21 protein-coding genes are annotated in these 26,454 nt (G+C 57.5%); 8 read left to right on the forward strand and 13 right to left on the reverse strand.

Annotated features, from left to right (window positions below; genetic code table 11):
• Positions 1-283: 283 nt before the first annotated feature.
• From acs to ACL2XJ_RS06090, 3 genes are all read left to right on the forward strand, one after another.
• Positions 284-2,242, forward strand: a complete 1,959-nt coding sequence (gene acs / locus ACL2XJ_RS06080; RefSeq protein WP_413725983.1) for an acetate--CoA ligase — start codon at positions 284-286, stop codon at positions 2,240-2,242.
• Positions 2,243-2,305: 63 nt separating this feature from the next.
• A complete protein-coding gene (locus ACL2XJ_RS06085) occupies positions 2,306-2,623 on the forward strand; it encodes a DUF485 domain-containing protein (protein WP_132924616.1) in 318 nt (105 codons plus the stop codon).
• Positions 2,624-2,633: 10 nt separating this feature from the next.
• Positions 2,634-4,307, forward strand: coding sequence for a cation acetate symporter (locus tag ACL2XJ_RS06090; RefSeq protein ID WP_413726854.1), 1,674 nt, complete (start codon positions 2,634-2,636; stop codon positions 4,305-4,307).
• A 218-nt stretch (positions 4,308-4,525) separates the two neighbouring features.
• Here ACL2XJ_RS06090 and ACL2XJ_RS06095 read toward each other — a convergent pair whose 3' ends face one another.
• Both ACL2XJ_RS06095 and ACL2XJ_RS06100 read right to left on the reverse strand, forming a co-directional pair.
• Positions 4,526-5,215 (reverse strand): LrgB family protein, encoded by a 690-nt coding sequence (locus tag ACL2XJ_RS06095; RefSeq protein ID WP_132924612.1) that lies wholly within the window; start codon positions 5,213-5,215, stop codon positions 4,526-4,528.
• The gene (locus ACL2XJ_RS06100) at positions 5,208-5,612 is read right to left on the reverse strand and encodes a CidA/LrgA family protein (protein ID WP_413726855.1); all 405 of its coding nucleotides are present in this window, start codon (positions 5,610-5,612) and stop codon (positions 5,208-5,210) included. Before ACL2XJ_RS06100 ends, ACL2XJ_RS06095 begins: the two co-directional genes overlap by 8 nt.
• A 120-nt stretch (positions 5,613-5,732) precedes the next feature.
• On the opposite strand from ACL2XJ_RS06100, the gene ACL2XJ_RS06105 reads away from it, so the two are divergent.
• Entirely contained in the window at positions 5,733-6,632 is a 900-nt protein-coding gene (locus tag ACL2XJ_RS06105) for a LysR family transcriptional regulator (RefSeq protein WP_132924610.1), read from the forward strand.
• A 7-nt stretch (positions 6,633-6,639) separates the two neighbouring features.
• Here ACL2XJ_RS06105 and ACL2XJ_RS06110 read toward each other — a convergent pair whose 3' ends face one another.
• The 6 genes from ACL2XJ_RS06110 to fhuD form a co-directional block, all read right to left on the reverse strand.
• The gene (locus ACL2XJ_RS06110; RefSeq protein WP_132924608.1) at positions 6,640-8,286 is read right to left on the reverse strand and encodes a Na+/H+ antiporter; all 1,647 of its coding nucleotides are present in this window, start codon (positions 8,284-8,286) and stop codon (positions 6,640-6,642) included.
• A 131-nt stretch (positions 8,287-8,417) separates the two neighbouring features.
• Positions 8,418-9,785 (reverse strand): NCS2 family permease, encoded by a 1,368-nt coding sequence (locus tag ACL2XJ_RS06115; RefSeq protein WP_132924606.1) that lies wholly within the window; start codon positions 9,783-9,785, stop codon positions 8,418-8,420.
• A 139-nt stretch (positions 9,786-9,924) separates the two neighbouring features.
• The gene (locus tag ACL2XJ_RS06120; protein WP_132924604.1) at positions 9,925-10,584 is read right to left on the reverse strand and encodes a glutathione S-transferase; all 660 of its coding nucleotides are present in this window, start codon (positions 10,582-10,584) and stop codon (positions 9,925-9,927) included.
• Between the two features lie 111 nt (positions 10,585-10,695).
• Positions 10,696-12,960 carry a TonB-dependent receptor gene (locus ACL2XJ_RS06125; protein WP_413725984.1) on the reverse strand — a complete coding sequence of 755 codons (2,265 nt, stop codon included), beginning with the start codon at positions 12,958-12,960 and terminating at the stop codon, positions 10,696-10,698.
• 183 nt (positions 12,961-13,143) lie between these two features.
• Positions 13,144-15,117, reverse strand: coding sequence for a Fe(3+)-hydroxamate ABC transporter permease FhuB (gene fhuB, locus ACL2XJ_RS06130; RefSeq protein ID WP_413725985.1), 1,974 nt, complete (start codon positions 15,115-15,117; stop codon positions 13,144-13,146).
• On the reverse strand, positions 15,114-16,004 hold the full coding sequence (fhuD, locus tag ACL2XJ_RS06135) for a Fe(3+)-hydroxamate ABC transporter substrate-binding protein FhuD (protein ID WP_413725986.1): 891 nt from the start codon (positions 16,002-16,004) through the stop codon (positions 15,114-15,116). Before fhuD ends, fhuB begins: the two co-directional genes overlap by 4 nt.
• Positions 16,005-16,129: 125 nt before the next feature.
• Between fhuD and fhuF the strand changes: the two genes are divergently transcribed.
• On the forward strand, positions 16,130-16,858 hold the full coding sequence (gene fhuF / locus ACL2XJ_RS06140) for a siderophore-iron reductase FhuF (RefSeq protein WP_413725987.1): 729 nt from the start codon (positions 16,130-16,132) through the stop codon (positions 16,856-16,858).
• Between the two features lie 92 nt (positions 16,859-16,950).
• On the opposite strand, the gene ACL2XJ_RS06145 is transcribed toward fhuF, so the two are convergent.
• On the reverse strand, positions 16,951-17,709 hold the full coding sequence (locus ACL2XJ_RS06145) for an SDR family NAD(P)-dependent oxidoreductase (RefSeq protein WP_413725988.1): 759 nt from the start codon (positions 17,707-17,709) through the stop codon (positions 16,951-16,953).
• Positions 17,710-17,842: 133 nt separating this feature from the next.
• On the opposite strand from ACL2XJ_RS06145, the gene ACL2XJ_RS06150 reads away from it, so the two are divergent.
• Positions 17,843-18,757 (forward strand): LysR family transcriptional regulator, encoded by a 915-nt coding sequence (locus ACL2XJ_RS06150; protein WP_413725989.1) that lies wholly within the window; start codon positions 17,843-17,845, stop codon positions 18,755-18,757.
• Positions 18,758-18,947: 190 nt separating this feature from the next.
• Here ACL2XJ_RS06150 and ACL2XJ_RS06155 read toward each other — a convergent pair whose 3' ends face one another.
• Positions 18,948-19,742: an alpha/beta fold hydrolase gene (locus ACL2XJ_RS06155; protein WP_413725990.1), complete on the reverse strand. Its 795-nt coding sequence runs from the start codon at positions 19,740-19,742 to the stop codon at positions 18,948-18,950.
• A 115-nt stretch (positions 19,743-19,857) separates the two neighbouring features.
• Here ACL2XJ_RS06155 and ACL2XJ_RS06160 point away from each other — a divergent pair, with 115 nt between their 5' ends.
• Entirely contained in the window at positions 19,858-20,766 is a 909-nt protein-coding gene (locus ACL2XJ_RS06160; RefSeq protein ID WP_413725991.1) for a LysR family transcriptional regulator, read from the forward strand.
• Between the two features lie 321 nt (positions 20,767-21,087).
• On the opposite strand, the gene ACL2XJ_RS06165 is transcribed toward ACL2XJ_RS06160, so the two are convergent.
• Positions 21,088-21,657 carry a single-stranded DNA-binding protein gene (locus ACL2XJ_RS06165; protein ID WP_413725992.1) on the reverse strand — a complete coding sequence of 190 codons (570 nt, stop codon included), beginning with the start codon at positions 21,655-21,657 and terminating at the stop codon, positions 21,088-21,090.
• 244 nt (positions 21,658-21,901) lie between these two features.
• On the opposite strand from ACL2XJ_RS06165, the gene uvrA reads away from it, so the two are divergent.
• Positions 21,902-24,757 carry an excinuclease ABC subunit UvrA gene (gene uvrA, locus ACL2XJ_RS06170; protein WP_132924585.1) on the forward strand — a complete coding sequence of 952 codons (2,856 nt, stop codon included), beginning with the start codon at positions 21,902-21,904 and terminating at the stop codon, positions 24,755-24,757.
• Positions 24,758-24,936: 179 nt separating this feature from the next.
• Here uvrA and ACL2XJ_RS06175 read toward each other — a convergent pair whose 3' ends face one another.
• Together ACL2XJ_RS06175 and ACL2XJ_RS06180 are read right to left on the reverse strand one after the other, a co-directional pair.
• Entirely contained in the window at positions 24,937-25,593 is a 657-nt protein-coding gene (locus tag ACL2XJ_RS06175) for a TenA family protein (RefSeq protein ID WP_413726856.1), read from the reverse strand.
• Positions 25,593-26,435 (reverse strand): BtpA/SgcQ family protein, encoded by an 843-nt coding sequence (locus ACL2XJ_RS06180; RefSeq protein WP_413725993.1) that lies wholly within the window; start codon positions 26,433-26,435, stop codon positions 25,593-25,595. The genes ACL2XJ_RS06175 and ACL2XJ_RS06180 overlap by 1 nt, the downstream gene beginning before the upstream one ends.
• Positions 26,436-26,454: the final 19 nt, after the last annotated feature.

Consider the following 26,454-nt stretch of genomic DNA (forward strand, 5'->3'; position numbering starts at 1 on the left):
GAATAAAGTAATGTTTATCACTTCCCCCAAGGTTTTTTCTCCGCGGTATATTTTTCTTTACCGCTAAAGGCGCGGCCACTTATATCGCCCCGCGCACGGGTATAAGTATGATGAATACCCTGGCAAAAGGACGATGTTCACTCTGAGGAAAAGCGGAAGAATGCCGCTTTAGCAAAACCTCACCAAAGATGCGTGATCTACTGCGCAAAAAGGAAACAAAGCCGTCGGGATAGGTTTAATTAACTTAAGTTTGACATACTATTAACATTTAAAGGAGGAAACCATGAGTCAACCGCATACCTATCCGATTCCCGCTGATATTGCGCAGCGGGCACTCATTTCAGAAGAACAATATCGGCAGCTATACCGGCAATCCGTGAACGACCCGGCCGCTTTTTGGGGTGAACAGGGCAAAATCATCGATTGGATTACCCCTTATACCCAGGTTAAGAATACCTCGTTCGATCCCGGCCATATCCGGATCCGCTGGTTTGAGGACGGCACGCTCAACGTAGCCGCCAATTGCCTGGACCGGCATCTGGCGGAACGCGGCGAGCAGACGGCGATTATCTGGGAAGGGGATGATGCCAATGAAAGCAAAATCATCACCTATCGCCAGTTGCACCGGGACGTGTGCCGTTTCGCCAACGTGCTTAAGTCGCAAGGGGTCGCCAAAGGCGATGTGGTGGCGCTGTATATGCCGATGGTGCCGGAAGCCGCCGTCGCCATGCTGGCCTGCGCGCGCATCGGCGCCATTCATTCGGTGATATTCGGCGGATTCTCTCCCGAGGCGATCGCCGGCCGGATTGTGGATTCCAGCGCTAAGCTTATGATCACCGCCGACGAAGGGATCCGCGCGGGCAGAAAAATCCCGCTGAAACAAAATATCGACGAGGCGTTGAAAAACCCGGCGGTCAAAAGCCTGGAAAAAGTGATTGTATTAAAACGAACCGGTAAAGATATCAACTGGCGGGGGAACCGGGATATCTGGTGGCATGACGCCATGGCCGGCGCGTCGGATGATTGTCCCCCCGCCGAAATGAATGCCGAGGACCCGCTGTTTATCCTTTACACCTCGGGTTCCACCGGCAAACCCAAGGGCGTATTGCATACCAGCGGCGGCTATCTGGTTTATGCCGCCATGACCTTCAAGTATGTGTTTGATTACCATCCCGGGGATATCTATTGGTGTACCGCCGATGTCGGCTGGGTCACCGGTCACAGCTACCTGCTGTATGGCCCCTTGGCCTGCGGCGCCATCACGCTGATGTTCGAGGGCGTGCCCAACTGGCCGGACGCCAGGCGCATGGCCCAGGTGGTGGATAAGCATCGGGTGAATATACTTTATACCGCCCCCACCGCCATCCGCGCGCTGATGGCGGAGGGAGACAAGGCTATCGAAGGCACCAGCCGCGAATCCCTGCGCATCATGGGCTCGGTGGGTGAACCCATCAATCCGGAAGCCTGGGAGTGGTACTACCATAAAATCGGCAACGGCAAATGCCCGATTATGGATACCTGGTGGCAGACCGAGACCGGCGGTTTCATGATTACGCCGCTGCCGGGGGCCACGCCGCTCAAGGCCGGTTCCGCATCACTGCCGTTTTTCGGCATCCAGCCGGCGCTGGTGGATAACGGCGGCGAGCCGCAGCCGGGCGGCGCCGAAGGGAATCTGGTCATCGTCGATTCCTGGCCGGGACAGGCGCGCACGCTATACGGCGATCACGACCGGTTTGAGCAAACCTATTTTTCCACCTTCAAGGGCATGTATTTCAGCGGCGACGGCGCCAGGCGGGATGAAGACGGTTATTACTGGATAACCGGCCGGGTGGATGACGTGCTTAATGTCTCCGGTCACCGTCTCGGCACCGCCGAAATCGAATCGGCCCTGGTATCCCATCCCAAGATCGCCGAAGCGGCGGTGGTGGGCATCCCGCACAATATCAAAGGCCAGGCGATTTACGCCTATATCACCCTTAATCATGGAGAACTGCCGACCCCCGAACTTTATAACGATGTACGCAGCTGGGTACGCAAGGAAATCGGCTCCATAGCCACCCCGGATATCCTGCATTGGACCGATTCATTACCCAAAACCCGCTCCGGTAAAATCATGCGGCGTATCCTGCGCAAAATTGCCGCCGGCGATACCGGGAATCTGGGCGATACATCCACCCTGGCCGATCCGGGCGTGGTGGAAAAGCTGTTAGAAGAAAAACAATCCATGAACGTGCCTTCATAAGACTTCCGCCGCCCGCGGGCGGCTTTATTCCAACAATACCCATACCCTACTGGAGAATCCCTGATGAATGACATCATTTATCAACGGATTGAGAAAAATCCGCACTTCCAAGAACTGGTGAAAAAACGCCAGCATTTCGCCATGCTGCTCACGCTGATTATGCTGGTGCTCTATTATGGTTTTATTCTGCTGATCGCCTTTGCCCCAGGCTGGCTGGGTACGCCGATTTACGAAGGCACCAGCGTAACCCGCGGCATTCCCCTGGGGATTGGCCTGATTATCATGTCGTTTATTCTCACCGCGATATATGTGGTTCGCGCCAACGGCGAATTCGATCGCCTGACCCAGCAGTTGCTGCGCGAGGTACGTTATAATGGCTAAATTCGTCAAAATGGCGGCGGGTGTATCAGGGCTGCTGCCGCTGCTGGTTCAGGCGGCAACCGGCGACAGCCGGCCGTTGAATGTCCAGGCGATTATTCTGTTCGTGCTGTTTGTCGCCCTTACGCTGTACATCACCTATTGGGCATCAAAACGAACCCGTTCACGGAAAGATTACTATACCGCCGGCGGCAGAATCACCGGCTTGCAGAACGGGCTGGCCATCTCCGGCGACTTTATGTCGGCGGCATCCTTTCTCGGTATTTCCGCGCTGGTATACACCTCCGGTTATGACGGACTGATTTATTCGCTAGGTTTCCTGGTGGGCTGGCCGATTATCCTGTTTTTAATCGCCGAGCGCCTGCGCAATCTCGGGCGATATACCTTTGCCGACGTCGCCTCCTACCGCCTGCGGCAAAAACCCATCCGTCTGTTGTCCGCCTGCGGTTCGCTGGTGGTGGTAGCGCTTTACCTGATTGCCCAGATGGTGGGGGCAGGTAAGCTCATCCAACTGCTGTTCGGCCTGAATTACCATGTGGCGGTAGTACTGGTGGGCATTCTGATGGTGATGTATGTATTGTTCGGCGGCATGCTGGCCACCACCTGGGTGCAGATTATCAAAGCGGTGCTGTTATTGGCCGGCGCCAGCTTTATGGCGCTGATGGTGCTGAAAACCGTTCATTTCAGCTTCGATACGCTGTTCTCCGAAGCCATGAAAGTACACAGCAAAGGCGCGTCCATTATGCGTCCCGGCGGATTGGTGTCCGATCCCATATCCGCCCTCTCCCTGGGACTGGCCCTGATGTTCGGTACCGCCGGATTGCCGCATATTCTGATGCGGTTCTTCACCGTCCAGGATGCCAAGGAAGCGCGTAAAAGCGTGTTATATGCCACCGGCTTCATGGGTTACTTCTATTTCCTGACGTTTATTATCGGCTTCGGCGCCATCCTGCTGGTGGGAGCCAACCCGGCGTTCAAAGACAGCACCGGCGCGCTGCTGGGGGGCGCCAATATGGCGGCTATCCATCTGGCTAACGCGGTGGGGGGCAATTTCTTCCTGGGATTCATTTCGGCGGTGGCCTTCGCCACCATACTGGCGGTGGTGGCGGGCTTAACCCTGGCCGGCGCGTCGGCGGTATCCCATGATATTTATGCCAGCGTCATCAAAAAAGGCAAAGCCACCGAGCGCGACGAGTTAAAAGTTTCCAAAGTCACCGTGCTGGTACTTGGCCTGGTGGCCATCGGCCTGGGGGTCTTGTTCGAAAAACAAAATATCGCCTTTATGGTGGGGCTGGCCTTTTCCATTGCCGCCAGCTGTAACTTTCCCATTATCCTGCTGTCGATGTACTGGTCCAAACTCACCACCCGCGGCGCCATGGTCGGCGGCTGGCTGGGACTCATCACCGCGGTGACCTTGATGATTTTGGGACCCACCATCTGGGTACAGGTACTGGGCCACGCCAAAGCAATCTATCCTTATGAATACCCAGCGCTGTTTTCCATGCTGGTGGCCTTTATCGGCATCTGGATATTTTCCATTACCGACAGCTCGACGCAGGCGGTACAGGAGCGGGGCTTGTTTTACGCTCAGTTTATCCGCTCCCAGACCGGCATCCGGGAGTGGCAGGAACCCTCGACTCCTCCAACCGACACTATCGCTACGGGAAAACGGCCCATTGCAGAATAGGCCCGCCATTACCGCGCGTGCAATGGACGTGTTAAAGGGAGACCGCGCCAATGGGGTCGAAGCAGGCGTGGTCTTCCCGCCTGCCCGAGCGCCCCATGGCACGGTAAGCCCGCCATCACCGAGCGTGCAACGAACCTGTTAAAGGGAAACCGCCATCACCGAACGTACAACGAGCCTGTTAAAGGCAGACTGGCCCGCTGCGCTCGGGCCCCTTACCATTACCACATAAACCGGCTAATCATCGGGGCGAGCAGTACCGTCAGCACCCCCGCCAACATCATCACCAGGCTGGAAACCACCCCCTCCTTGCGGCCCAACTCATAGGCGCGGGCGGTGCCGGCTCCATGGGACGACGCCCCCAGACCCGCGCCCTTGGCCATTTTCGCCCGAACCGACAGGCGCAGAAAAACAATATCCCCCACTGCCATGCCGAATACCCCGGTTATCACCGTGAACAGCGCCACCAGATCCGGCTGGCCACCCACCTGCCGCGCCGCCGCCAGAGCAAAAGGGGTAGTAATGGAGCGAACCGCCATGCTGCGCTGAATAATCTCGGGGAGCGCCAGCAAACGCGCCAGCCAAACCGAGCTCAACACCGCCATCAGGGTGGCGGCCACCACGCCGGCGGTCAGCGACAGCCAGTGCTGGCGAATCAGTGACAGGTTTTCATAAACCGGCACCGCAAAAGCGATGGTAGCCGGACCCAACAACCATAATAGCCATTGGTTTTCAACCATATAACGTTGATAGGTCACATGGGTGGCGGCCAGTAAGGCTATCAACACCACCGGCGTTAATATCAGCGGCATCAGCATTAAATAATGATAGCGGCGATAAAGAAACTTATTGGCGAAATATAAGAGCAGCGTCACAAACAAACAGACACAGCTCAGAATAAGATTAACCATGATGGGGTTTTTTACGCGCCATTTTCAGTTCAAAACGATAAACACGATCCACCACTACGGCGGTGGTCCCCATGACCAGCAAGGTACTGACAGCTATCACCACACAGATACGCCAGCCGTCCACCATCAATAGCTGAGTGTAATTGATAACCGCCACCACTGCCGGTACAAAAAACAACAGCATCTCCGCCAGCAGCCAGCGCGCGCCCTCGCGTACCCACCGCACCGGCAGGATCCCGGTAAGAATCAGCGCCAGCATCATAAACATCCCCACCACGTTGGCGGGCAACGGCGAATGATAACGATCCACCAACGTCTGGGCAGCCAGGAACAAGCCGATATACAACGCCAGCTGGATCACCAGGGGAAAGTTTACCCAGCGTAACGGTACTGCCATGCGCGCAGTGTACAACACCTTGAGATCCTTCGTTGAATGATGTGGAAGCATTATAGGCGGAGGGTTAAAGTTGCATGAAATGAATTAATATTATGTTAATCATTACCGGAAGGAATAGTAATGGATATCCGTACTCTCCGTTATTTTGTGGAAGTGGTTAAACAACAAAGCTTTACTCGTGCCGCCGACGCGTTATTCGTTACCCAGCCGACTATCAGCAAAATGCTAAAGCAACTGGAAGACGAACTGGACAGGCCATTATTAATGCGCGAGGGACGCAAACTGCTGCTCACCGACAGCGGCCAGGCGGTATATCAGCGCGGGCTGGCCATTCTGGATGAGTTCCGACAATTAGAGTCGGAGCTGGAGGACATCGGCTCGCTGAAAAAGGGCCGTCTGCGGCTGGGCATTCCGCCGATGGTGGGCACCCAAATGGCGGATTTGATCAGTTCATTCCGCCGCCGGTATCCCGGTATTGAGCTGTTGATTGCCGAGTTCGGCGGACTGACGGTTCAGCAGGCGGTCCTGTCCGGCGAACTGGATGTGGCGCTCACCGCCCTCACCGCTGAAACCGAAACCACCCTGAACGTACTGCCGCTGTTCAGCCATCCATTATGCGCCGTGGTGCCCCGTGCCGCCCCTTGGCTGGATCGTACCGGGATAGCGCTGGCGGAGCTCGGCGATTGGCCGGTATTGATTTACAACGAAGATTTCGCCCTGCACCGGCACTTGATGCGGGCTTTCCAGGCCGAGGGCATCAATCCGCAAATCGCCGTGCGCAGCGGGCAGTGGGATTTCCTGGCGGCCATGGCGGAAGCGGGCATCGGTATCGCCATCCTGCCCGAGCCTATTTGCCAGCGGCTGGATAAATCACGCCTGTTATGGCTGCCGGTGACGCCGCCCATGATGTGGCAACTGGGATTGATCTGGCGGCAGGGGATCTATTTGCCTCACAGCGCCCAGGCGTGGATCGAGGCCTGCCGCCGGCACTGGCCGCAGGGAGGGGCGCTGGAACGCTGAGCACCGGCTATTCGCTTTCTATCAGCAGCGCTTCCAGTAAATCCAAATCCCGCAGCAGCTTTACCAGCGTCTCGTTGCTGATCTTTTGCTGCGCCCGCAGATGATAATACTCCCCCCGCTCGGCGCGCAGGGCATTCAGACGCATCCGCCGTTCAAGGTTTTCAATCAGCAGGGCATTCCCCAGCTCATTATTGCCGTCTATCCGCCGGCGCAAATTTCCTACAACCCGGGCGCTGACCTCGGTAAGCAGCTGATTGTCGATAGTTTCCTCCGGATCTCCCGCCAGACGCTCCTGCATTTTCCGCAGGCTTTCGATGGCCACTTCAGCGGCGGCGGCGCGCGCCATTCGCTCCTCCTTGCGGTGCAGGCTCTTATCCGACACCACCATGCCCCGTAACAGCAAGGGTAAGGCGATTACGCCGCACACCAAGGAGAATACAATGACGCCGGCGGCGATAAATACCAGCTGATAGCGGGAGGGAAAGGCGGAGCCGTCGCTGAGCAATAGAGGTATCGACAAGACACCGGCCAGGGTAATCGCCCCTCGCACGCCGGCAAATGAAGCAATCAGGATTTCACGCGTGCTGTAATCACCGAAGACCATCGGCCTTTTCTTTAGAAAACGCTGGCTGAATTTTTTCATCAGCCACAGCCAGCCGAAGCGCAGCAAAATCAAGGCGGCGTAAATCACCACAATATCGCTGAACAGCATCCAGGTTTCAATGGTGGGGTCCAGTATGGCCTGGGTGATGGAGGTCTCGAGGATCTCCGGCAATTGCAGGCCCAGCATGATAAAGACCATGCCGTTAAAGACAAATTCCAGCATTGCCCAGACGCTGTTGGCGCGCAGCCGCATGGCCAGCGGCGCATTGCGGATAATGCCGGATTGCCCGATGGTCATGCCCGAGGCCACCGAGGCCAGGATGCCGGAGACGCCCACATGTTCCGCGATCAAATAAGACGCAAAAGGCAGCAGCAGCAACAGCACGGTCTGCGTGGCGGGATCGTCGCCGCTCCAGCGGGTGATCCAGCGCAGGGATTTACTGTAGGCCCAGGTCACCGCCACGCCGGCCAGCAAACCGCCGGCGGCGACCTTGACGAACTCCAGCGACGCGCCGCCGACGGTGAAAACCATGGTCCCCATGGCCACCGCAATGGCGAATTTCAGCGATACCAGGCCGGAAGCGTCGTTCATCAGCGCCTCCCCCTGCAGTATATCCATCAGTTTTTTGGGAATGCGTCCCTCCCCCACGATGCCGGACAGCGCCACGGCATCGGTGGGAGAGAGCACCGCCGCCAGCGCCAGCGCCGCCACCAGGGGAATACCCGGCACCATCCAGTAAATAAGATAACCGACGCCTACCACCGTAATCAGCACCAGTACCAGCGCCAGCGCCACAATCTCGCCGCCGTGGCGTAAAAACTCACGCGCCGGGGTTTTCCAGCCGTCGGCAAACAGCAGCGGCGGGATAAACAGCACCAGAAACAGCTCGGGATTGAAATCCACATGCAAGCCAAACCGCGGCCAGGCCATGAGCGCCCCCAATACAATCTGCATCAGGGGGAGGGGAATCTGAAAAGGAAGGATGCGAGTGACCACCCCCGATAAGGAAACCATCAAGGTGAGGAGCAAAATTGTAAAGAAGATTTCCATGCATTCCTTACTATGTCGTCGGTCCGGCGACGTATTGCAGTCCGGCCTGGAGAAAGTCTGGGCGAAAACGTGAGCTGCTATGGTAAATCATTTTGCCATAAGTTAAAAATCTGTGATCGTTTTTTTCAACCTCAGATGGCCCAGCCGCCGGCATAAAATGTCACCAGCGCGATGGCGATAATGACCGTACCGGCATTGAGCTTGCGCCATTCGCCGGCAAACACGCGGCCTATCACCAGCGAACCAAACCCCAGCATGATACCGGTGACGATATTACAGGTCAGGACGATGAAGGTGGCGCACAGCAAACCGGACATGGCATCGACAAAATCGGTCAAATCCAGTTTGGCGACGTTGCTTAGCATCAGCAGGCCGACATACATCAGGGCCGGGGCGGTGGCATAACCCGGTACCAGATAAGATAGGGGTGAAAGAAACAGAATCACCAAAAACAATATGCCGACAATAGTGGCGGTCAGACCGGTTTTGCCGCCGGCGGCGGTCCCGGCGGCGGATTCGATATAGACCGCTGCGGGCGACGCCCCCACCAGGGATGAAAAAATGCTGCTCAGGGAATCCGCCGTCAAGGCTTTGCCGCCATTGATAATCTGGCCCTCATTATCCAGCAGGTTAGCCTGGCCCGCCACCGCGCGGATGGTGCCGGTGGCGTCAAACACCGCCGTCATCACCAGGGCCAGCACGCTGGGCAGTACCGCCGGCTGCAGCGCGCCTTTGATATCCAGATTCAAGATAAGCGAATGGCCCTGGGCGTCGGATAAGGTCGGCAGAGCGAACAATCCCCGGTAGGTAACATTAGGGTCAAATGCCAGTCCCAGCAGCGAGATTACGATGATCACCAGCAGTATCCCACCCGGTACCCGCAATTTCTCAAGGCCGAAGATCGCCGCCAGCCCCACCAGGGACATAATCACCGGGAACGAGGCGAAGCGGCCCAGGGCCACCGGCAATCCGTCAATGGGATTTTTCACCACCAGCCCGACGCCGTTGGCGGCAATGATCAGCAGGAACAGGCCGATGCCGATACCGGTGCCATGGGCGACGCCCATCGGCAGGTTGTGCAAAATCCATGAGCGTATGCCTGTTGCGGAAATCAGGGTAAACAGGATACCCATCAGGAATATCGCCCCTAACGCCACCGGCACGCTGATATGCTGTCCCAGAACCAGACTGAAGGCGGTAAAGGCGGTGAGGGATATGGCGCAGCCGATGGCCATGGGCAGATTGGCCCACAGGCCCATCAACAGCGACCCGAACGCCGCCACCAGACAGGTGGCGACAAAGACCGCAGCCGGCGGGAAACCGGCTTTACCCAGCATGCCGGGCACGACAATCACCGAATAGACCATGGCCAGAAAGGTGGTCAGACCGGCTAAGACTTCCTGGCGAAGAGTGCTGCCCCGCGCGGAGATCTGGAACCAACCGTCGAGTGAAAATAGTGATCTGGCCTGCGGAGCGGCCGGTTGAGTGGAGCTGGACATGAAAATTTCCCTAAAATACCGGTGTGCTTATGGATCGCGAGGGCAGGAATTATCCTGCTCCCGCCGGGGATAATTCAACCCAAAATTCCGTTAAATAGGGATACCTTGATGAGGAATGGGTAAAACCGGGCTATAGCGATTATTTATTCTCCTCACGGGCTTTAGCGCGCAGATAGGCCGGCCGAGACTGAATTTTTGATACGAATGCCTGTATTTTAGGAAAACCTTCGGCGCCGAACCGGGAAACCAGGCCTTCCATGGGAAAACTCATTTGAATATCCGCCGCGGTGAACTGCTCGCCGGCAAACCAGGGGTATAAAGTGAGGTGATCCTCGATATACTGGCGATGGGTCGCTAATTGCGGGTCCACATATTGCCGCTGTACCCCCTTTCCCACCGCCGCCCCCAGCGGACGGGCCAGCAGGGGCACCGGCGGCTTGCCCAGCATGCCGAAGATTAGTTTCATCACCAGTAATGGCATTAATGAGCCTTCGGCATAATGCAGCCAATAGCGATATCGCACACCGCTGTCGCTCAGGCCGTCCGCCGGGCTGAAGAGGTGCGCGCTGTCATAACGCGCCTCCAGATAATCGATAATCGCCCCCGACTCCGCCAATGTCAGCCCGTCATCGGTGACGATGGGCGCTTTCCCCAACGGGTGAATGCGCTTTAACGACGGCGGGGCCAGCATGGATTTCTCCCGCTGGTAATACACAACCTCATAAGGCAGGGACAGCTCTTCCAGCAGCCAGAGAATACGGTGGGAACGTGACTGGTTCAGATGATGAACGGTAATCATGATGCGCTCCTTCGGGGATTTTCCAGTTATTACTGTATACCAACCCCGTGAAGTTGCGCGGAAGATTAGCGCCCCGGCCAAGGCCGGGGCGTTCTAAGGTAGCGCCGGCGATTAGAAATCCACCGTCATGGAAAGTTTCAGAGAACGCGGGTCGCCTTGCGTCAAATAGCCGTCGCTGGCGGATGCCCAGTAATTTTCGTTGGTGACGTTTTCCACATTGGCGCGCCAGACGATATTATTTTTCGGCAGTTGCATGTCATAACGCAACCCCAGATCCAGCCGGGTCCAGCCCTTGACCTTCAAATCATTGGCCTGGTCGGCATACTGGGAACCGGAACGAATCACGCGGCCGGTGGCGGCGACGCCGTTCAGCCTCGGCAGATCCCACTCGCCGCCCAGCACCAGTTGGTAGCGCGGCACGCCGATGGCGTCGTTGCCGTCATAGGCGCCGTCCTGGGTTTTGGTCAATTCCGGATCCATCCAGGTAGCGCTGCCGTTCAGGCGTACGCCCAGAAGCGGTTCACCGAATAGGTTCAGCTCCAGCCCACGGTTGCGCTCCTCGCCATAGTTGCCGTATTCATACTGGTTGTCCCCCAGGTAATTGTAGGAGGCCACCGGTTTTTTGATCTCGAATGCCGCCAGCGAACCGGCGATGCGGCCGTAATCCACTTTCACGCCCACTTCGTTCTGCTTCGAGGTCTCGATGCCGGTCACCTGGCCGCCGTTGACGACGACGCCGGAGCCATAGCTGGCGCCGGCGGTTTCGCCGGATTGCAGCGCTTCAATATGGTTGGCATAGAGAGAGATATGCTGCCAGGGCTTGACTACGAGGCCAAAGGCCGGCGTCACCTTGGTTTCAGTGAACTTGCTGGACTCTACGCCGGTGTAGTCATAATTGCTGACATTGACGCTCTGGCGCCGCAGGCCGCCGATCAGCTGCAGGCGATCGTCCAGCATGGAAAGGGAGTCCGACAGCGACACGCCGCTGTTAAAGGTGCGGCTGGTGGTGCCTGGGTCCCCCATCCTGCCGCCGGCATAGGTGGCGTCGGTGGGCTCATCCACATAGCTCGGATCGTAAATATTGGTGGCTATGCTGCTGGACGATATCTGGTAAGCCGTACGAATCCGAGTCCAAACGCTTGAATAGCCCAGATTGACATGGTGGGTGATAAAGCCGGTGTCGAATTTGCCGCGCACGCCCGCCTGGCTGGAGAAGCTGTCGCTGAAATAAGGCACCCTCATCTGGCCCATGGTGGCGTCGCCGTTATCGTCAAAGGGTGTGGGGGAAGAATAGGAACCGTACTCATGGGTGTGGTTGCCGCCCACCGCGCCATAGACCGTCCAGTCGTTGGTTAAATCATACTCGCCGCGCAGGGCGCCGAACTGGCTTTCGGTATCGGTAAAAGCCCATTTCTGGCCGTAATTGGTGGTGGCGGAGGGCGGCTTGAGGATTTCATCCAGGCCGGTGGTGTAGACCACTGAACGGGCGCCGTGAATGGTTTGTTTTTCAGCGCCCGCATCCAACGAGGCGCGGAAACGATCGCCGCGATAATCCAGGCCGATGGTGCCCAGCGTCAGGCGGCGATTTTCATCGTCAATCGCCGTTTCGCCTTCGCGGTGCACACCGCTGACCCGTACGCCCCACTGGTTGTTATCGCCGTAACGGCGCGCCACGTCAAAAGAGCCGCCAATTTGTGATTTGGAGGTATAGTCCAGCGAAACGCGGTTCAGCGGCTCGTCGCCGGCGCGTTTCGGCTCGATATTAATGTTGCCCCCCACGCCGGTGCCCCCCGGCGGTACGCCGTTGAGAAATGCGCTGGCGCCTTTAAGCAGCTCTACCCGCTCCGCTATCTCGGTAGCGACGAACTGGCGCGGCAGCACGCCATAAAGCCCGCCATAGGAGATATCTTCACTGGCGAGCTTAAAGCCGCGGATATTGAAGATTTCCTGAGTACTGCCGTAGCCGTAGGCGGTTTGCACCGAGGCATCGTTACGCAACACGTCGCTGATGGAGCGGGTCTGCTGATCCTGCATCAGCTTGGAGGTAAAGCCCACCACGCTAAAGGGCACGTTGCTCGCATCCTGCTGTCCGAGAAATCCCACACGTCCGCCGTTGGCGATAGGGCCATCCAAAAACGCCGGTACCAGTTGGTCGCCGCCGGCCCTGAATTCATTGTTGGGAGATGCCACCACGGTCATGGTCTCTCCCTTCGACGCGGAAGCGGCGGTGGTAGAGGTCGCTGTGGAGGTTGTATCCGCCGTCGTGGCGGCAAATACCGGCAACATCGTGGTCCCGCAAGCGGCACCGATAATCACAGCCAGCAAACGCGGCAGGGCCCCCGATGGGGCGGGAGTTGAAACAACGGCAGTACGCATGTGCAAACCTTAAGCAAACAATAATGAGAATGATTCTTATAAGAGTTCATGATTATGCGTAACGCCATTTTTTTTGCAAGCAATTATTTATATTACTAATGGATCATTGCGTCAGATTAACTTTTTAACGGCGAGTGAAAAACGTTCTGTCCGATCCATCCTGCGTGCTGCGCCAGGCACGCCCTACCCCGCCGGCCTGCGCAAGAGATAAATGAAGTAGGGGGCGCCGAAAAAGGTTGCCAGCAAACCGGCCGGTATCTGGTAGGGGAAGAGAATAATCCTGCCGCACCAGTCTGCCGCGATCATCAGCATGGCGCCAAGCAACCCGGCCACCACTAACTGCGGCAGCGGCCGGCGAAATCCCAGCAACCGCGCCATGTGCGGCGCCATGAGTCCGACAAAACTCAGCGGGCCGACATTGAGGGTAGCGGCGGCGATCAGTCCCGCCGCCAGCAGCAAAATGGCCGCCCTGGCCGGTTTCAGCGCCACCCCGGCGGATCGGGCGGTAGCGCCCCCCAGAGGCAGCAATGCCAGCCAGCGGCGCAGCAGCGGGGTGGCCGCCAGCAATATTACCGCGATAAGAGCGGTCCATAGCGCCTGGGCGCCGCTGACTTTGTAGGTGGATCCGGATAACCAGGTCAGGACCGACGCCATACGCGGATCGTTGCTGATCAGCATGAGCGTCAGCAGCGTGGAAAAAAGCGTGCTCAAGGCGATACCCACCAACAGCAAGCGGCTGCCGGAAAACCCGCCGCGCTGCGCCAGCAGCATAATCAGCAGCAGCGTCGCCGCCGCGCCGAGGCTACCCGCCGGCAATAGCCAGACGAAAGCGTCTCCCGGCACCAGCAGCAGCATCAACACGATGCCCAGCGCCGCTCCGGAGCTGATGCCCAGTACTTCCGGGCTGGCCATGGGATTACCGGTCATTTTCTGGATCAGGGCGCCCGCCGCCGCCAGCATGGCCCCAGCCGCGCCCGCCGCCAGCACCCGCGGCCAGCGCCAGCGCCACATCTCCGCCAGCGACAGATACCAGCCATGGTCGGCACGCCCCAGCGCCAGCGCCAGGCCGGCAAGCAGCAACAGCAACCCCACACCCCAAACCGCCCCGATCCAGGTCAGTCGCCGTTCGCGGCCCGGATGCTGAGTACCGTCCTCAGGACCGGCAACGCTGTTGCGCAGCCTGGGCAGCAGCCATAACAGCAGCGGCGCCCCCAGCAACGCGGTGGCGGCGCCGGTGGGTATGTCAAGCCACCGGCGCGCCAGCATGATCATCATCTGATCGCTGAAAAGCAGCAGCAACGCCCCCAACAAACAGGATAGCCACAGCCGTTGCAACAGGCGGCGCGCCCCCAGCATCCGGGCCAGCAGCGGCGCGAATAGACCGATAAAGCCGATATTGCCGGCGGCGTTGACCAGAAATGCGCTCAGGACAATGGCGATGCCCAGGCCGCCGACACGGGCGGTAATTAATCCCAGGCCCAGATTACGGGCGATACCGTCGTCAAGCCCCATCAACATCAGCGGCCGCAGCATCAGCAATACCAGCACCAGTCCGATAACCAGACGCGGCCATAAAAAGCTCACTTTGCTCCAGTCCTGCTGATTGAGCATGCCGCTGCTCCAGAGGAAAATGCCTTGCAGACGTTCATAGTTAAGCAGCGACAGCAGGCTGCGGGCGGATCCGCAATACAACCCCAGGACCAGGCCCGCCAGAATCAGGGTGACCGGCGACAGGCGCCGCCCCCACGAGACACCGAACACCAGTCCGCCCACCGTCAGCGCGCCGAGGATAGTGGCCAATTGCCGGGTGGATTCGCCGCCGGGCAGTGCCCAAAGCATGGCGACGGTCAGTCCCAATTGCGCTCCCGCCGTAACCCCGAGAGTTGTGGGCTCAGCCAGGGGATTGCGCAGGATCTGCTGAAACAACAGTCCCGCCAGGCCGAGGCCGGCCCCCACCAGCAACGACAGCACGGTGCGCGGCAGCAAGCTGTAATGAAACAGCATCTCGTCGATGTTATCTACATGAGGTTGCCAGGCGGCCTGCCGCCAAAGATCCACCGGCAGCTGCTGCGTCAGGTTCAGACCGGTGAGCGCCAATGCGGCCAAGGCCAGCAGCAAAATCAGCAGCGGAGAATAAGGCGAAGTCCTGGCGCTCATGCCGTTTTCACCAGAGACTGCTCAAGCAGGCGGCAAAACCGCATGGCGGCGATGGTGGCGCCGAAAAACCACACCGCCGGGACAGTCTGCCATTGCCGCTCCCGCACAAAGGGGATCACCTGCCAGAGCGGCGACAGTACGACATCGTCGAGGGGATCTTCATCGCCGCGGCGAAAGCACAATCCGCGAACATCCTTTAATCCGGCCAATTGTTCAAAACCCACGGTTGCGCTGCCCCAGCGGTTGACTTCTCCATGCCAGGCGTTGGTCACACCGACCCGATCCATGATCTCCTGGAACATGCTGCCTTTACCCAGCACCATAACGTGCTGGCTGTCCAGAAAGGTGAACAGCAGTACCGGACGGCTGACAACGGAATTCAGCCGCCGGCGCGTTCGGGCCAGTTGTTCCTCAACAACCTGCAGATGTTGCCGGGCCCGATCCGCCAGGCCCAAGTACTCCCCCAGCGCCAGCACATCCTGCCGGGCGGTGGTGAAAGGCAGTCCCGGCGTTTCCTGAACGGGAAAAGACATCACCGGCGCGATGGACGCCAGGCTTTCCGCCGCCGGACCATAGCCTTTGGTCAGTAAAAGCAGCGAGGGCCGCAGGCGTTGCAACGCTTCCATATTCGGCTCGGTACGCAATCCCACATCCTTCACCGATAGCGCCAGCGGGGGTTCAACCACCCAGTTGCGGTAGTTGGGGGCGTCGGCAATCGCCTGCGGGGTGACGCCGAGGGCCAGCAATAACTCAGTGGGACGCCATTCCAGGGCGATTATCCGCCTAGGATCGAGCTTTTCATCGGCGGCAATGGCGGCGGAAAACCACCAGGGCAGGGTCATCATGCCCATAAGCAGCCGGCGGCGGTACTCATCATGAGTTTGCATAAAATTTAAATATTAATAGTTATCATTACGATTTTAATCGCCTATTATGCGCATTCGGAGAGTGACTGCAAGCAACTCGCCTGCCTGAACGCCTTTCCCTTGGTTTAAATCAACAAAGGAAACACATGCATCCTGACGAAAAAATGCCTGGCCGGGCGTGCGCCGCCGAGATAACGGAAAGCTTTTTACTTGAGGCGCCCGCGCAGACAAAAGTTTATAGCGCACTGGATTTATGTGCGCCGGAAACGGCGCAGGCAGTGGTTGAACCGCTGTTGAAAAAATATGAGGGGGAAGACCCGGCGGCGGTGATCTCCATCTGGTCGCAGTGGTACTTTGCTCTTTTGCTGGCGCCCTGGGCGCGTATCAATATGCTTTACGATTGGCAATTGCCGTTTTTGCCGCACGATATCCGCTTTACCCAGTCCGAAAACGCGGTGCCGGATCGGTTTATCCTGGCGGATCACGGCTGCGCCGCGCCGACGGGTCCGGCCCGGTTCGATGCCTTGATCCACCGCCATCTGGCGCCGGTGTGCCAGACATTTAGCCGACTAGCCGGCATCAAGCCGGGATTGTTCTGGAATAATGCCGGCATCCGTCTGGCGCACGGTTTCACCATGGCGCAAGAGCAAGGGGCGGACATTACCCGCGCTGACGATTTTCTGGCGGCGCGCACCCTGCCGGATGGCGCCCCCAACCGCCTCTATCAGCCGATGCGGGAAATACCGCAGCCGTCGGGACCGCCGAAAATCATCCGCCGCCTGTGCTGCCTGCGCTATAAGCTCGCCGGTCTGGAATATTGCCCCGGTTGCCCACTGGTGGAAGCGCGGCAGCGCAGGACCTGTCGAGGAAATTAACCGGTACGCAGCTGCAGATTCCGGTCAAGTTCCCTGGATAACGCAACGGTTTTACAGATGCGGGTCAGGTTCAACGGAACAATGCAGCGGTTTTACAGGAAAATACCGCCGGAAGCCTCGATTCTTTGGCCGTTGATCCAGCCGTTGCCTTCCGCCAGCAATGAGGCCACCGCGGCGCCGATATCATCCGGCAGCCCTACCCGACCAAGGGCGGTGGCTGACGCAATCTGCCGGTTTATTTCCGGCGTATCCCGCACCATGCCGCCGCTGAAGTCGGTTTCGATGGCGCCGGGGGCAAGAGTATTGGCGCTGATGCCGCGATCCCCCAACTCCTTGGCCAGATAGCGCGTTAACACCTCCACTCCCCCTTTCATGGCGGCATAGGCGGATGAACCTGGGAATGAGAAACGGGCCAGGCCGGAGGAGATATTCACGATCCGTCCACCGTCGGCAATCAGCGGCAGCAATTTCTGGGTCAGGAAATAAGGTCCTTTTAGATGAACCTTGAACATGAGTTCAAACTGCTCCTCAGTGGTTTGTGCAAAAGCGGCATGCAAACCGACGCCGGCATTATTGACCAGAAAATCGAATTGATTGCGGGAAAATTCAGCGGATAAAACCTGCCCCACTTTGGCGGCGAATTCCCCAAAGCCGGCGCTTTCACCTACATCCAGCTGCACCATGGCCGCTTTACCGCCAGCCTGTTTGATCTCGTCCGCCAGCGCCCGCGCCTCGTCGGCCTTGCTATGATAGGTGCCGATGATATCAACGCCCTGGCGGGCCAGATGTTGCGCGATGCTTTTGCCCAGCCCGCGGCTGGCGCCGGTGATCAATGCAATTTTATGACTCATGGTTATTACTCCCGCTAATGGGTGAATACATTATTATGGCTCGGATAACAGTTTATTAGCCGGACAGCGATAGATAAATCCGCCAAAACCGGAAATACTGTTCGCTATGACAGAACAATAGCGAGCTAAATCGATGGTAAACAAACTGGAGCTGCTGCGCAGTTTCGTGCGGGTAACCGAACTGTCGAGTTTTACCCAGGCCGGCGAGAGCCTGGGACTGCCGAAGTCAACGGTGTCCGAACATATCCAGCTGCTGGAAGCCCTGGTGGGCGCCCGCTTGCTGCATCGAACCACCCGGCGCGTAAGGGCGACACAGGATGGGTTGGTACTGTATGAGCGCAGCCTGGATATGTTGTCGAACATGGACGAACTGGAGGGGTTGTTTCGCCAGGACGGCCTGGTGCTGACCGGGCGCCTGCGTATCGATATGCCCGCCGGCTTCGCCCGTTCCCTGGTGCTGCCGCATTTGGGGGAATTCATGCAACGGCACCCGCAGGTGCAAATCGAGATCAGCTGCACCGACCGCAGGGTGGATATCGTGCGTGAGGGGTTTGATTGCGTACTGCGCGTGGGTGAATTAACCGATGCCACCCACGTCGCGCGCCGCTTAGGTCAACTGCCGATGATAAATTGCGCCAGTCCGGCCTATCTGGCCGCCCACGGCACCCCCCACACCCCGGAAGAGCTTGCCGGGCATTATCTGGTTCATTACGTGTCGGTATTGGGCACCCGGGCCGAGGGATTTACCTACCTGCGGCAAGGCAAGCCGGTGGACCTGGAGCTGCCGGCCATGGTAACGGTAAATAATGTCGACGCCTATAACGCCGCCTGTCTGGCCGGCCTGGGGATCATTCAGGCGCCGTCCATCGGCTTGAGCGAACATGTAGCCGCCGGGCGTTTGGTTGCCATCCTGGCGGATTACCCGCCGCCTTCTATGGACGTCTCGTTGCTGTACGCCCATCGCCATTATCTGCCCCGACGCGCGCGGGTGTTTATGGACTGGCTGGCGGAATTGATCGGGCAGGCCATCGCCCCGCCCTCGCGCTGACAGACGCATTATGGCGAAAATATCAAATCACTTCTCAACGACCTCGAGGGAAATATTTGCGGGTTCCCTCCCTCCCCCGTTCAACGGTTAAAAGGCATATCGCCATTATGGCGCTGGGCCGACGTGGCCGAATGGCTGCAGGGAACAAGCCATAGCAAAGGCCAACGCATTAGATAAAAGATGGATGCTCCTATCGCCCCGAAAGGGATAAGCATTCGACAAATCCACGAATGATCGCGGCAATCTCGGCAGGGGATTCAAGGGGTGAAAGATGCCCCGTTCCCGGCAACACATGCAGCCGCGCATGGGGGATAAGCGGCAGCAATTCGGTTTTCAACACCGCAACGGTTTCAACCCGGTCCAGCTCGCCAGCAATAATGACCGCGGGGGATACGATCCCGGCGACAGCCCCGGAAATATCTTCCTGACTGGTATATTTCGGCCAGGCTATTTTCGCCTCCGGCGCGCCGCGCAAACTGTCTTTAATGATCTGCCGGCGATGGTCGGGAGATAAGGGCTTTGCACTCAGCATATGGTCGATTGCCATATTCACCGTCTCCTGGGAGGTATAGGCATTCTCCATGACCAGACGCGCTTCGGGGGCCAATTTCATTGGCGTCGGAGGCGCTGGGGCAATCAGTACCAGCCCGACGAGTCCGCAAGGACGCTGCGATGCCAGCAATTGTGCGACTCGACCTCCCATGGAATGCCCCACCAGCACATATTGCCGCACATCCAGCGCCTTGATCATGGCCAAGATATCGTTAACGAAATCAATAAGTGCAAAACCGTTGTCAGCCGGCGCGGACGATTCACCCCATCCCCGCAGATCGGGGGCGATGGTACGGTAGGTTTCGGGCAGGGCGGCGATAACATCCGCCCACGTCCGCGACGATCCGCCCCAATAATGCAAAAAGATAATGGCCGGCAAGCCGTTACCCCTATCTTGTATATTCAGCTCCAAACCATTCAAAAAATATTTCATAACGCAACCTCTCAATGAGTGATGTTAGGCTGCAAGGGTATATTAAATCCTCTTAATCGATAATCCGGCGTCTGTTATCATCAGTCTTTCTTTAAACTATCGAATAGAGGCATTGATGGATCGTCTGACCAGCATTGAGGTTTTTATCGCCGCCGTCGATGAAGGCAGCCTGGTGGCCGCCGGCCGGCGCTTTGGCCTGTCCGCCTCGATGGCGGGAAAATACCTGACCGGCCTTGAAACAGAGCTGAATGTCTGTTTGATCAAGCGCAGCACCAGGCGGCTGAGCCTTACCGATGCCGGCAAAAGATATTACGACCGCTGCAAACGTATTCTGGACGAATTCGACGACGCCAACCGCGAAGCCAGTGACGCCAGCTTAAGCCTGCACGGCGTCTTGCGTATTGCCGCGCCGGTGACCTTCGGCACCCTGCATATGGGCAACGTCATCGGGCGGTTTTTGCAGGATCATCCGCAGCTTAACGTGAGTATGCGGCTGGACGATCGCTACCTGGATTTGCACGACGACAATATCGATGTGGCGATTCGTATCGGCCGGTTGGCCGACTCGTCCTTGATTGCCCGGCGCCTGGCCCCCTGCAGCATGGTGCTGTGCGCCGCGCCGGCATATCTAAAGCGCGGGGGAACGCCTCGAGTGCCGGAGGATTTATATCATTCTCCCCGTTTGGCGTTCAGCGAAGAGGTGTCGATGGGTGCATGGACGCTTTATGATGAAAACCAGCAACCTCACCTCATAGACGGCCCAATCCGGATGCAGGCCAATAATGTTCAGATGCTCTTGGACGCGGCGTTGGCGGGTATCGGTATTACCTACGGCCCAAGCTTTGTATTCGGTAAGTATCTTGCCAGCGGTGAGTTGATTAATTTACTGCCCGCCTATCGGACCAAAGACTTGACCGTACAGGCGGTTTATCCGGCAATGCGATATACGCCGTCAAAGATTCGCCGATTTATTGATTATCTGGTAACTGACTTCGGCGATATACCGCCCTGGGAGCGTTATTAACTGAGCCGGAGGCCAGATTTAATTAAAAGCTCAGTATTAATTAAGGAGGGAGATCTAAAAAATGTTTACGACAAAGACTTTGAAAAACCTGCCATGAACTATGAAGCAGGCGTTGCTATGCGGAACTTGCAATGGCTGGCGCAAAGTAGGTTATTTCCCCGCAACCAGCCTTTCCTGACATGCTACGCTTCCCTCCCTCTTTCAAGGTTCAAACCCATTACTGGGTAAGGATAAGTCAGTCTTGCAATAAGAACTTTAATAGCCCGCAATTATCACAATAATTCGTAATAACCACTTGATCTAGAGTGAAAAATGACGAGATTAGAACGGAATATCGTCGTCAAAATCCATCGGCGGTTCATTGCCGGCAGCCGGCGCATTGTTCTGCGGCGCAGCGGCCGGACGACCGGCGGTCGACGACGGCGCGGCAGCGGGATTACCGCTGAACTGCGCGTTATTGCCCTGCGGCTGCTGCGGCTGGCCCCAGCCGCCCTGCTGTCCGCCGCCGGCATTGGCACCGGGCGCGCCCGCGCCGCCGCCCTGACGGCCACCCAGCATCTGCATGGTGCCGCCTACGTTGACCACCACTTCGGTGGTGTAACGTTCCTGGCCGCCTTGATCGGTCCATTTGCGGGTTTGCAGCGCCCCTTCAATATAGACCTGGGAACCTTTTTTCAGGTATTCCCCCGCCACTTCAGCGAGTTTGCCGAACAGGACCACCCGGTGCCATTCGGTCTTTTCCTTGGTTTCGCCGGTCTGCTTGTCGCGCCAGCTTTCGGAAGTGGCCAGAGTCATGTTGGCTACCGCGCCACCGTTCGGCATATAGCGGACTTCCGGATCCTGGCCCAGATTTCCGACTAGAATCACTTTGTTTACGCCTCTGCTGGCCATGTCGACTCTCCTGATAAGATGATTTACTAAGTGTAATCGCTAAAGTTTACCATGCAAACGCGTAAAGAACACGGCTGAAAATGAATGCGGGGACGATCCCGTATCGGTTGATACAGATATTGCTGTTGCAATCAATACTGGATATTCGTTCAGCTTTTTTTGTGTCATAATTGTCCGTTTCGTGCCGGTCGCGTTGCCAACGCGGTCGTCAGTCATTATTCATCCGGTGACGGGATTAAGTTGAATGGATAAGATCGAAGTTCGTGGTGCTCGTACCCATAACCTGAAAAACATCAGTTTGGTTATTCCCCGCGACAAGTTAATAGTCATTACCGGCCTGTCCGGCTCAGGCAAATCCTCACTGGCTTTCGATACCCTTTATGCCGAAGGCCAGCGTCGCTATGTCGAGTCGCTTTCCGCTTATGCCCGCCAGTTCCTGTCGCTGATGGAAAAACCGGATGTGGACCATATCGAGGGTCTTTCACCCGCCATATCCATAGAGCAGAAATCCACCTCCCATAATCCGCGCTCCACGGTGGGGACCATAACCGAAATCCATGATTACCTGCGCCTGCTGTTTGCCCGGGTCGGCGAGCCGCGGTGTCCCGATCACGACGTGCCGCTGGCGGCGCAAACCGTCAGCCAGATGGTGGATAATGTGCTGTCCCAGCCGGAAGGCACCCGTTTGATGCTGTTGGCGCCGATTGTGAAAGAACGTAAAGGCGAACACAGCAAAACCCTGGAAGGCCTGGCGACGCAGGGATATATCCGCGCCCGCATCGATGGCGAAGTCTGCGATCTGTCCGACCCGCCCAAGCTTGAACTGCAAAAGAAACATACCATTGAAGTGGTGGTGGACAGGTTCAAGGTGCGGGAAGATCTGGCCCAGCGGCTGGCGGAATCCTTTGAAACCGCCCTTGGCCTATCCGGCGGCACCGCCGTGGTGGCGGAAATGGATAATCCGCAAGCGGAAGAACTGCTGTTCTCCGCCAATTTTGCCTGTCCCATCTGCGGTTACAGCATGCCGGAACTGGAGCCACGCCTGTTTTCATTCAACAACCCGGCGGGTGCCTGCCCCACCTGCGACGGGCTGGGGGTGCAGCAATATTTCGATCCGGAACGGGTTTTGCAAAATCAGGAAATATCCCTGGCGGGCGGCGCCATCCGCGGCTGGGATCGGCGTAATTTCTATTACTTCCAGATGCTGCGATCCCTGGCGGCCCATTATAAATTTGATGTGGAAGCGCCGTTCAATGAACTGGATAGCGATGTTCAGCAAAAAATCCTGTTCGGTTCCGGTAAAGAGACCATCGAATTCAAATACATCAACGATCGCGGCGACAGTTCGGTGAAACGCCATCCCTTCGAAGGGGTGCTGCCGAATATGGAACGCCGCTATAAAGAAACCGAATCCTCGGCGGTGCGCGAAGAGCTGGCGAAATATATCAGCAACCGCCCCTGCAACAGCTGCGGCGGCACACGCCTGCGCCGCGAAGCGCGCCACGTGTTTGTGGAAAACACCACGTTGCCCACCATTTCCGATATGGGCATCGGCCATGCGCTGAGCTTCTTTGATGAAATGAAGCTTAGCGGCCAGCGGGCGAAAATCGCCGAAAAAATCCTGAAAGAGATCCGCGATCGGCTGAAGTTTCTGGTGAATGTCGGCCTGAATTATCTCTCCCTGTCACGGTCGGCGGAAACCCTCTCAGGGGGGGAAGCGCAGCGTATTCGTCTGGCCAGTCAAATCGGCGCCGGGCTGGTGGGAGTGATGTATGTGCTGGACGAGCCTTCCATCGGTTTGCATCAGCGGGATAATGAACGGCTGCTGGAAACCCTGATCCACCTGCGCAATCTCGGCAATACGGTGATCGTGGTGGAACATGACGAAGACGCCATTCGCGCGGCGGACCATATTATCGATATCGGTCCGGGAGCCGGCGTGCACGGCGGGGAGGTGGTGGCTGAAGGCACCGCCGAACAGATTATGGCCAATCCGGCTTCACTCACCGGTCAGTTCCTGAGCGGGAAACGGGAAATCGCCATTCCCGAACGGCGGATCCCGGCGGACCCTACCCGGGTGCTGAAACTCATCGGCGCCCGCGGCAATAATCTTAAGGATGTCACCCTGACGCTGCCGGTGGGCCTGTTTACTTGTATCACCGGCGTGTCGGGTTCAGGCAAATCCACCTTGATCAACGATACGCTGTTCCCGGTGGCGCAGCGTCAGCTAAACGGCGCCACTACCACAGAAGTCGCTCCCTATCGCGATATCCAGGGCCTGGAGTACTTCGATAAGGTCATTGATATCGACCAAAGCCCTATCGGCCGGACGCCGCGCTCCAACCCCGCCACCTATACCGGGGTCTTTACGCCGGTGCGTGAACTCTTTGCCGGTGTGCCGGAATCCCGGACCCGAGGTTATACCCCCGGCCGTTTCAGTTTCAACGTTCGCGGCGGACGCTGCGAAGCCTGCCAGGGCGACGGGGTGCTTAAAGTAGAGATGCATTTCCTGCCTGATATCTATGTGCCTTGCGATCAGTGCAAGGGCCAGCGGTATAACCGGGAAACCCTGGAAGTGAAGTATAAAGGCAAAAATATCCATGAGGTGCTGGATATGACCATTGAAGACGCACGGGAATTCTTCGATGCGGTGCCGGCGCTGTCCCGTAAACTGCAAACCCTGATGGATGTCGGCCTTTCTTACATCCGCCTGGGGCAATCCGCCACCACCCTGTCGGGCGGTGAGGCGCAGCGCGTTAAACTTGCTCGGGAACTGTCGAAACGCGGCACCGGCCAGACGCTGTATATTCTGGACGAACCCACCACCGGGCTGCATTTCGCCGATATCCAGCAACTGTTGGAAGTGCTGCATCAGCTGCGGGATCAGGGGAATACCATCGTGGTTATCGAGCATAATCTGGATGTGATTAAAACCGCTGACTGGATTGTGGATCTCGGTCCGGAAGGGGGTAACGGCGGCGGGGAAATTCTGGTATCGGGTACCCCTGAAACCGTGGCGGCGTGCAAAGATTCTTACACCGCCCGCTTCTTGAAACCGATTCTGGACCGCAGGCACCATCCTATATCCAAAGCCGGCTAGGGGACGGGGTAAACGCTAACCGAATGCCGGCATGCTTTCCCTTTAACAGGCTCGCTGCACGTTCGATGATCGCGGGCCTGCCGTGGCATGGGGCGCTCCGCGGCCGACCAAGGCCGCTTCGACCCCATTGCCGCGGTCTCCCTTTAACAGGCTCGCTTCACGCGCCGGCGATCGCGGGCTTAACCCGCCGGGCAATCCGCATAGGCCGCGCCGTGGAAATCAATTTCCCATTCCAGCACCTGCCGGTAGAGCGCGGACAGGCGCTGCTGTTCGTCTTTCGTCAAAACCGCCCCGCACTGATCGAGTTCTGCCTTTAACCAACGGGCCTGGGCGAAAAAGGTCTCTTCGGCATGCATCTCCACCCAGTGGCGGATATCCGGATCTGCTTGTTCGGACCTATACACCCGGCTGCACCAATGGTAATACATCCACTCGGCGCCGAACATTAGGGTGACGATATCGGCATAACCGCCTTCACGGGCCGCTGTCAGCATGCCGTCGCGAAAACGGCTCACCGCAGGGAGGTTGCGCTGATAGTCATCGGGATTGATGCCGCGCCGCGCCAGGACCTGTTCAAAATAGCCCATCTGGTCGTCCACCAGGGCGTTCAGCACGCCCACCAGCCAGCGCTGCTGGCGTATACCCGGCGCTTTGCTGACCGCCAGGGCGAAAATGCCGATGGCGGTGGCGACAAAATCGCCTTCGAACACCAGGTATTGGTTAAATACCCCGGCGGGCAATTTGTCCTGTTCGATATCGGTGACAAAACGATGCTGCTGCATGGCCTGCCAGGTGGCCTGATGTTCCGCCAGCAGACGGTCGCTGAAACTCTCCATCATTCCTCCAATGCTGCCCGGGCCGCGGCCATAAAGTGTGTAACACGCTCCGGTTCCACTTCATTCCACCATACGCCGCCCACTTTTAAGGTGCTGGCGACAATAACGCCCTGGGTGCGCTGCAAAATCTGCTGGACGTTATCGGGCGTTACACCGGATCCCACCAGCAGCGGCAACGCGGTGGCGGAGCGGATTTCATCGATTTCTTCCAGCGTCGCGCTGTCACCGGTACGTTGGCCGGTGGCTATTACCGCGTCAGCCTGGAAAAAATCCACATCCCGGGTCAATTCCTGAATGGAGCGATCGGCGACAATGGCATGGCTGCCGTGTTTAACGTGGCTGTCGGCAAACACCCGGATATGTTCGGCCCGCAGCATGCTGCGATAGCGCAATGCTTTGGCCGCCGCGCCTTCGATAAATCCTTCATTGGCGATATAGGCGTTTGCCCATTGATTCACCCGGATAAAATCCGCTCCGCCCGCCAGCGCCGTGGCCAATGCAGGCAGCGCGGCGTTGGCCAGTACATTAATCCCAAGGGGCACGCCGAATTCATTTTTAATACGGTCGGTAATAACCGACATTAGCGCCGCGGTTTCCGGTCCGATATCTTCCGGTTTGGCAAAAGGAATATCGCCATGATTTTCGATAATTAATCCATGTACGCCGCCGGAAATATAATGCTTGGCATCGTACAAAGCGCGATCGATTATTTTTGAAAAAGGCTGACCTTGATATTGTGGCGTACCCGGAAAAGCCAGACAATGCACAACACCAATAACTGCTTTGCTCCTGGAAAATATATCTTGTATTGCACTAGGTTTTTCTGCTGATATAGAAGCCATCTTATTTCACCTTCTTAGG

The sequence above is a fragment of the Sodalis sp. RH16 genome, from assembly GCF_047324245.1.
Lineage (GTDB): Bacteria > Pseudomonadota > Gammaproteobacteria > Enterobacterales > Enterobacteriaceae > Acerihabitans > Acerihabitans ligni.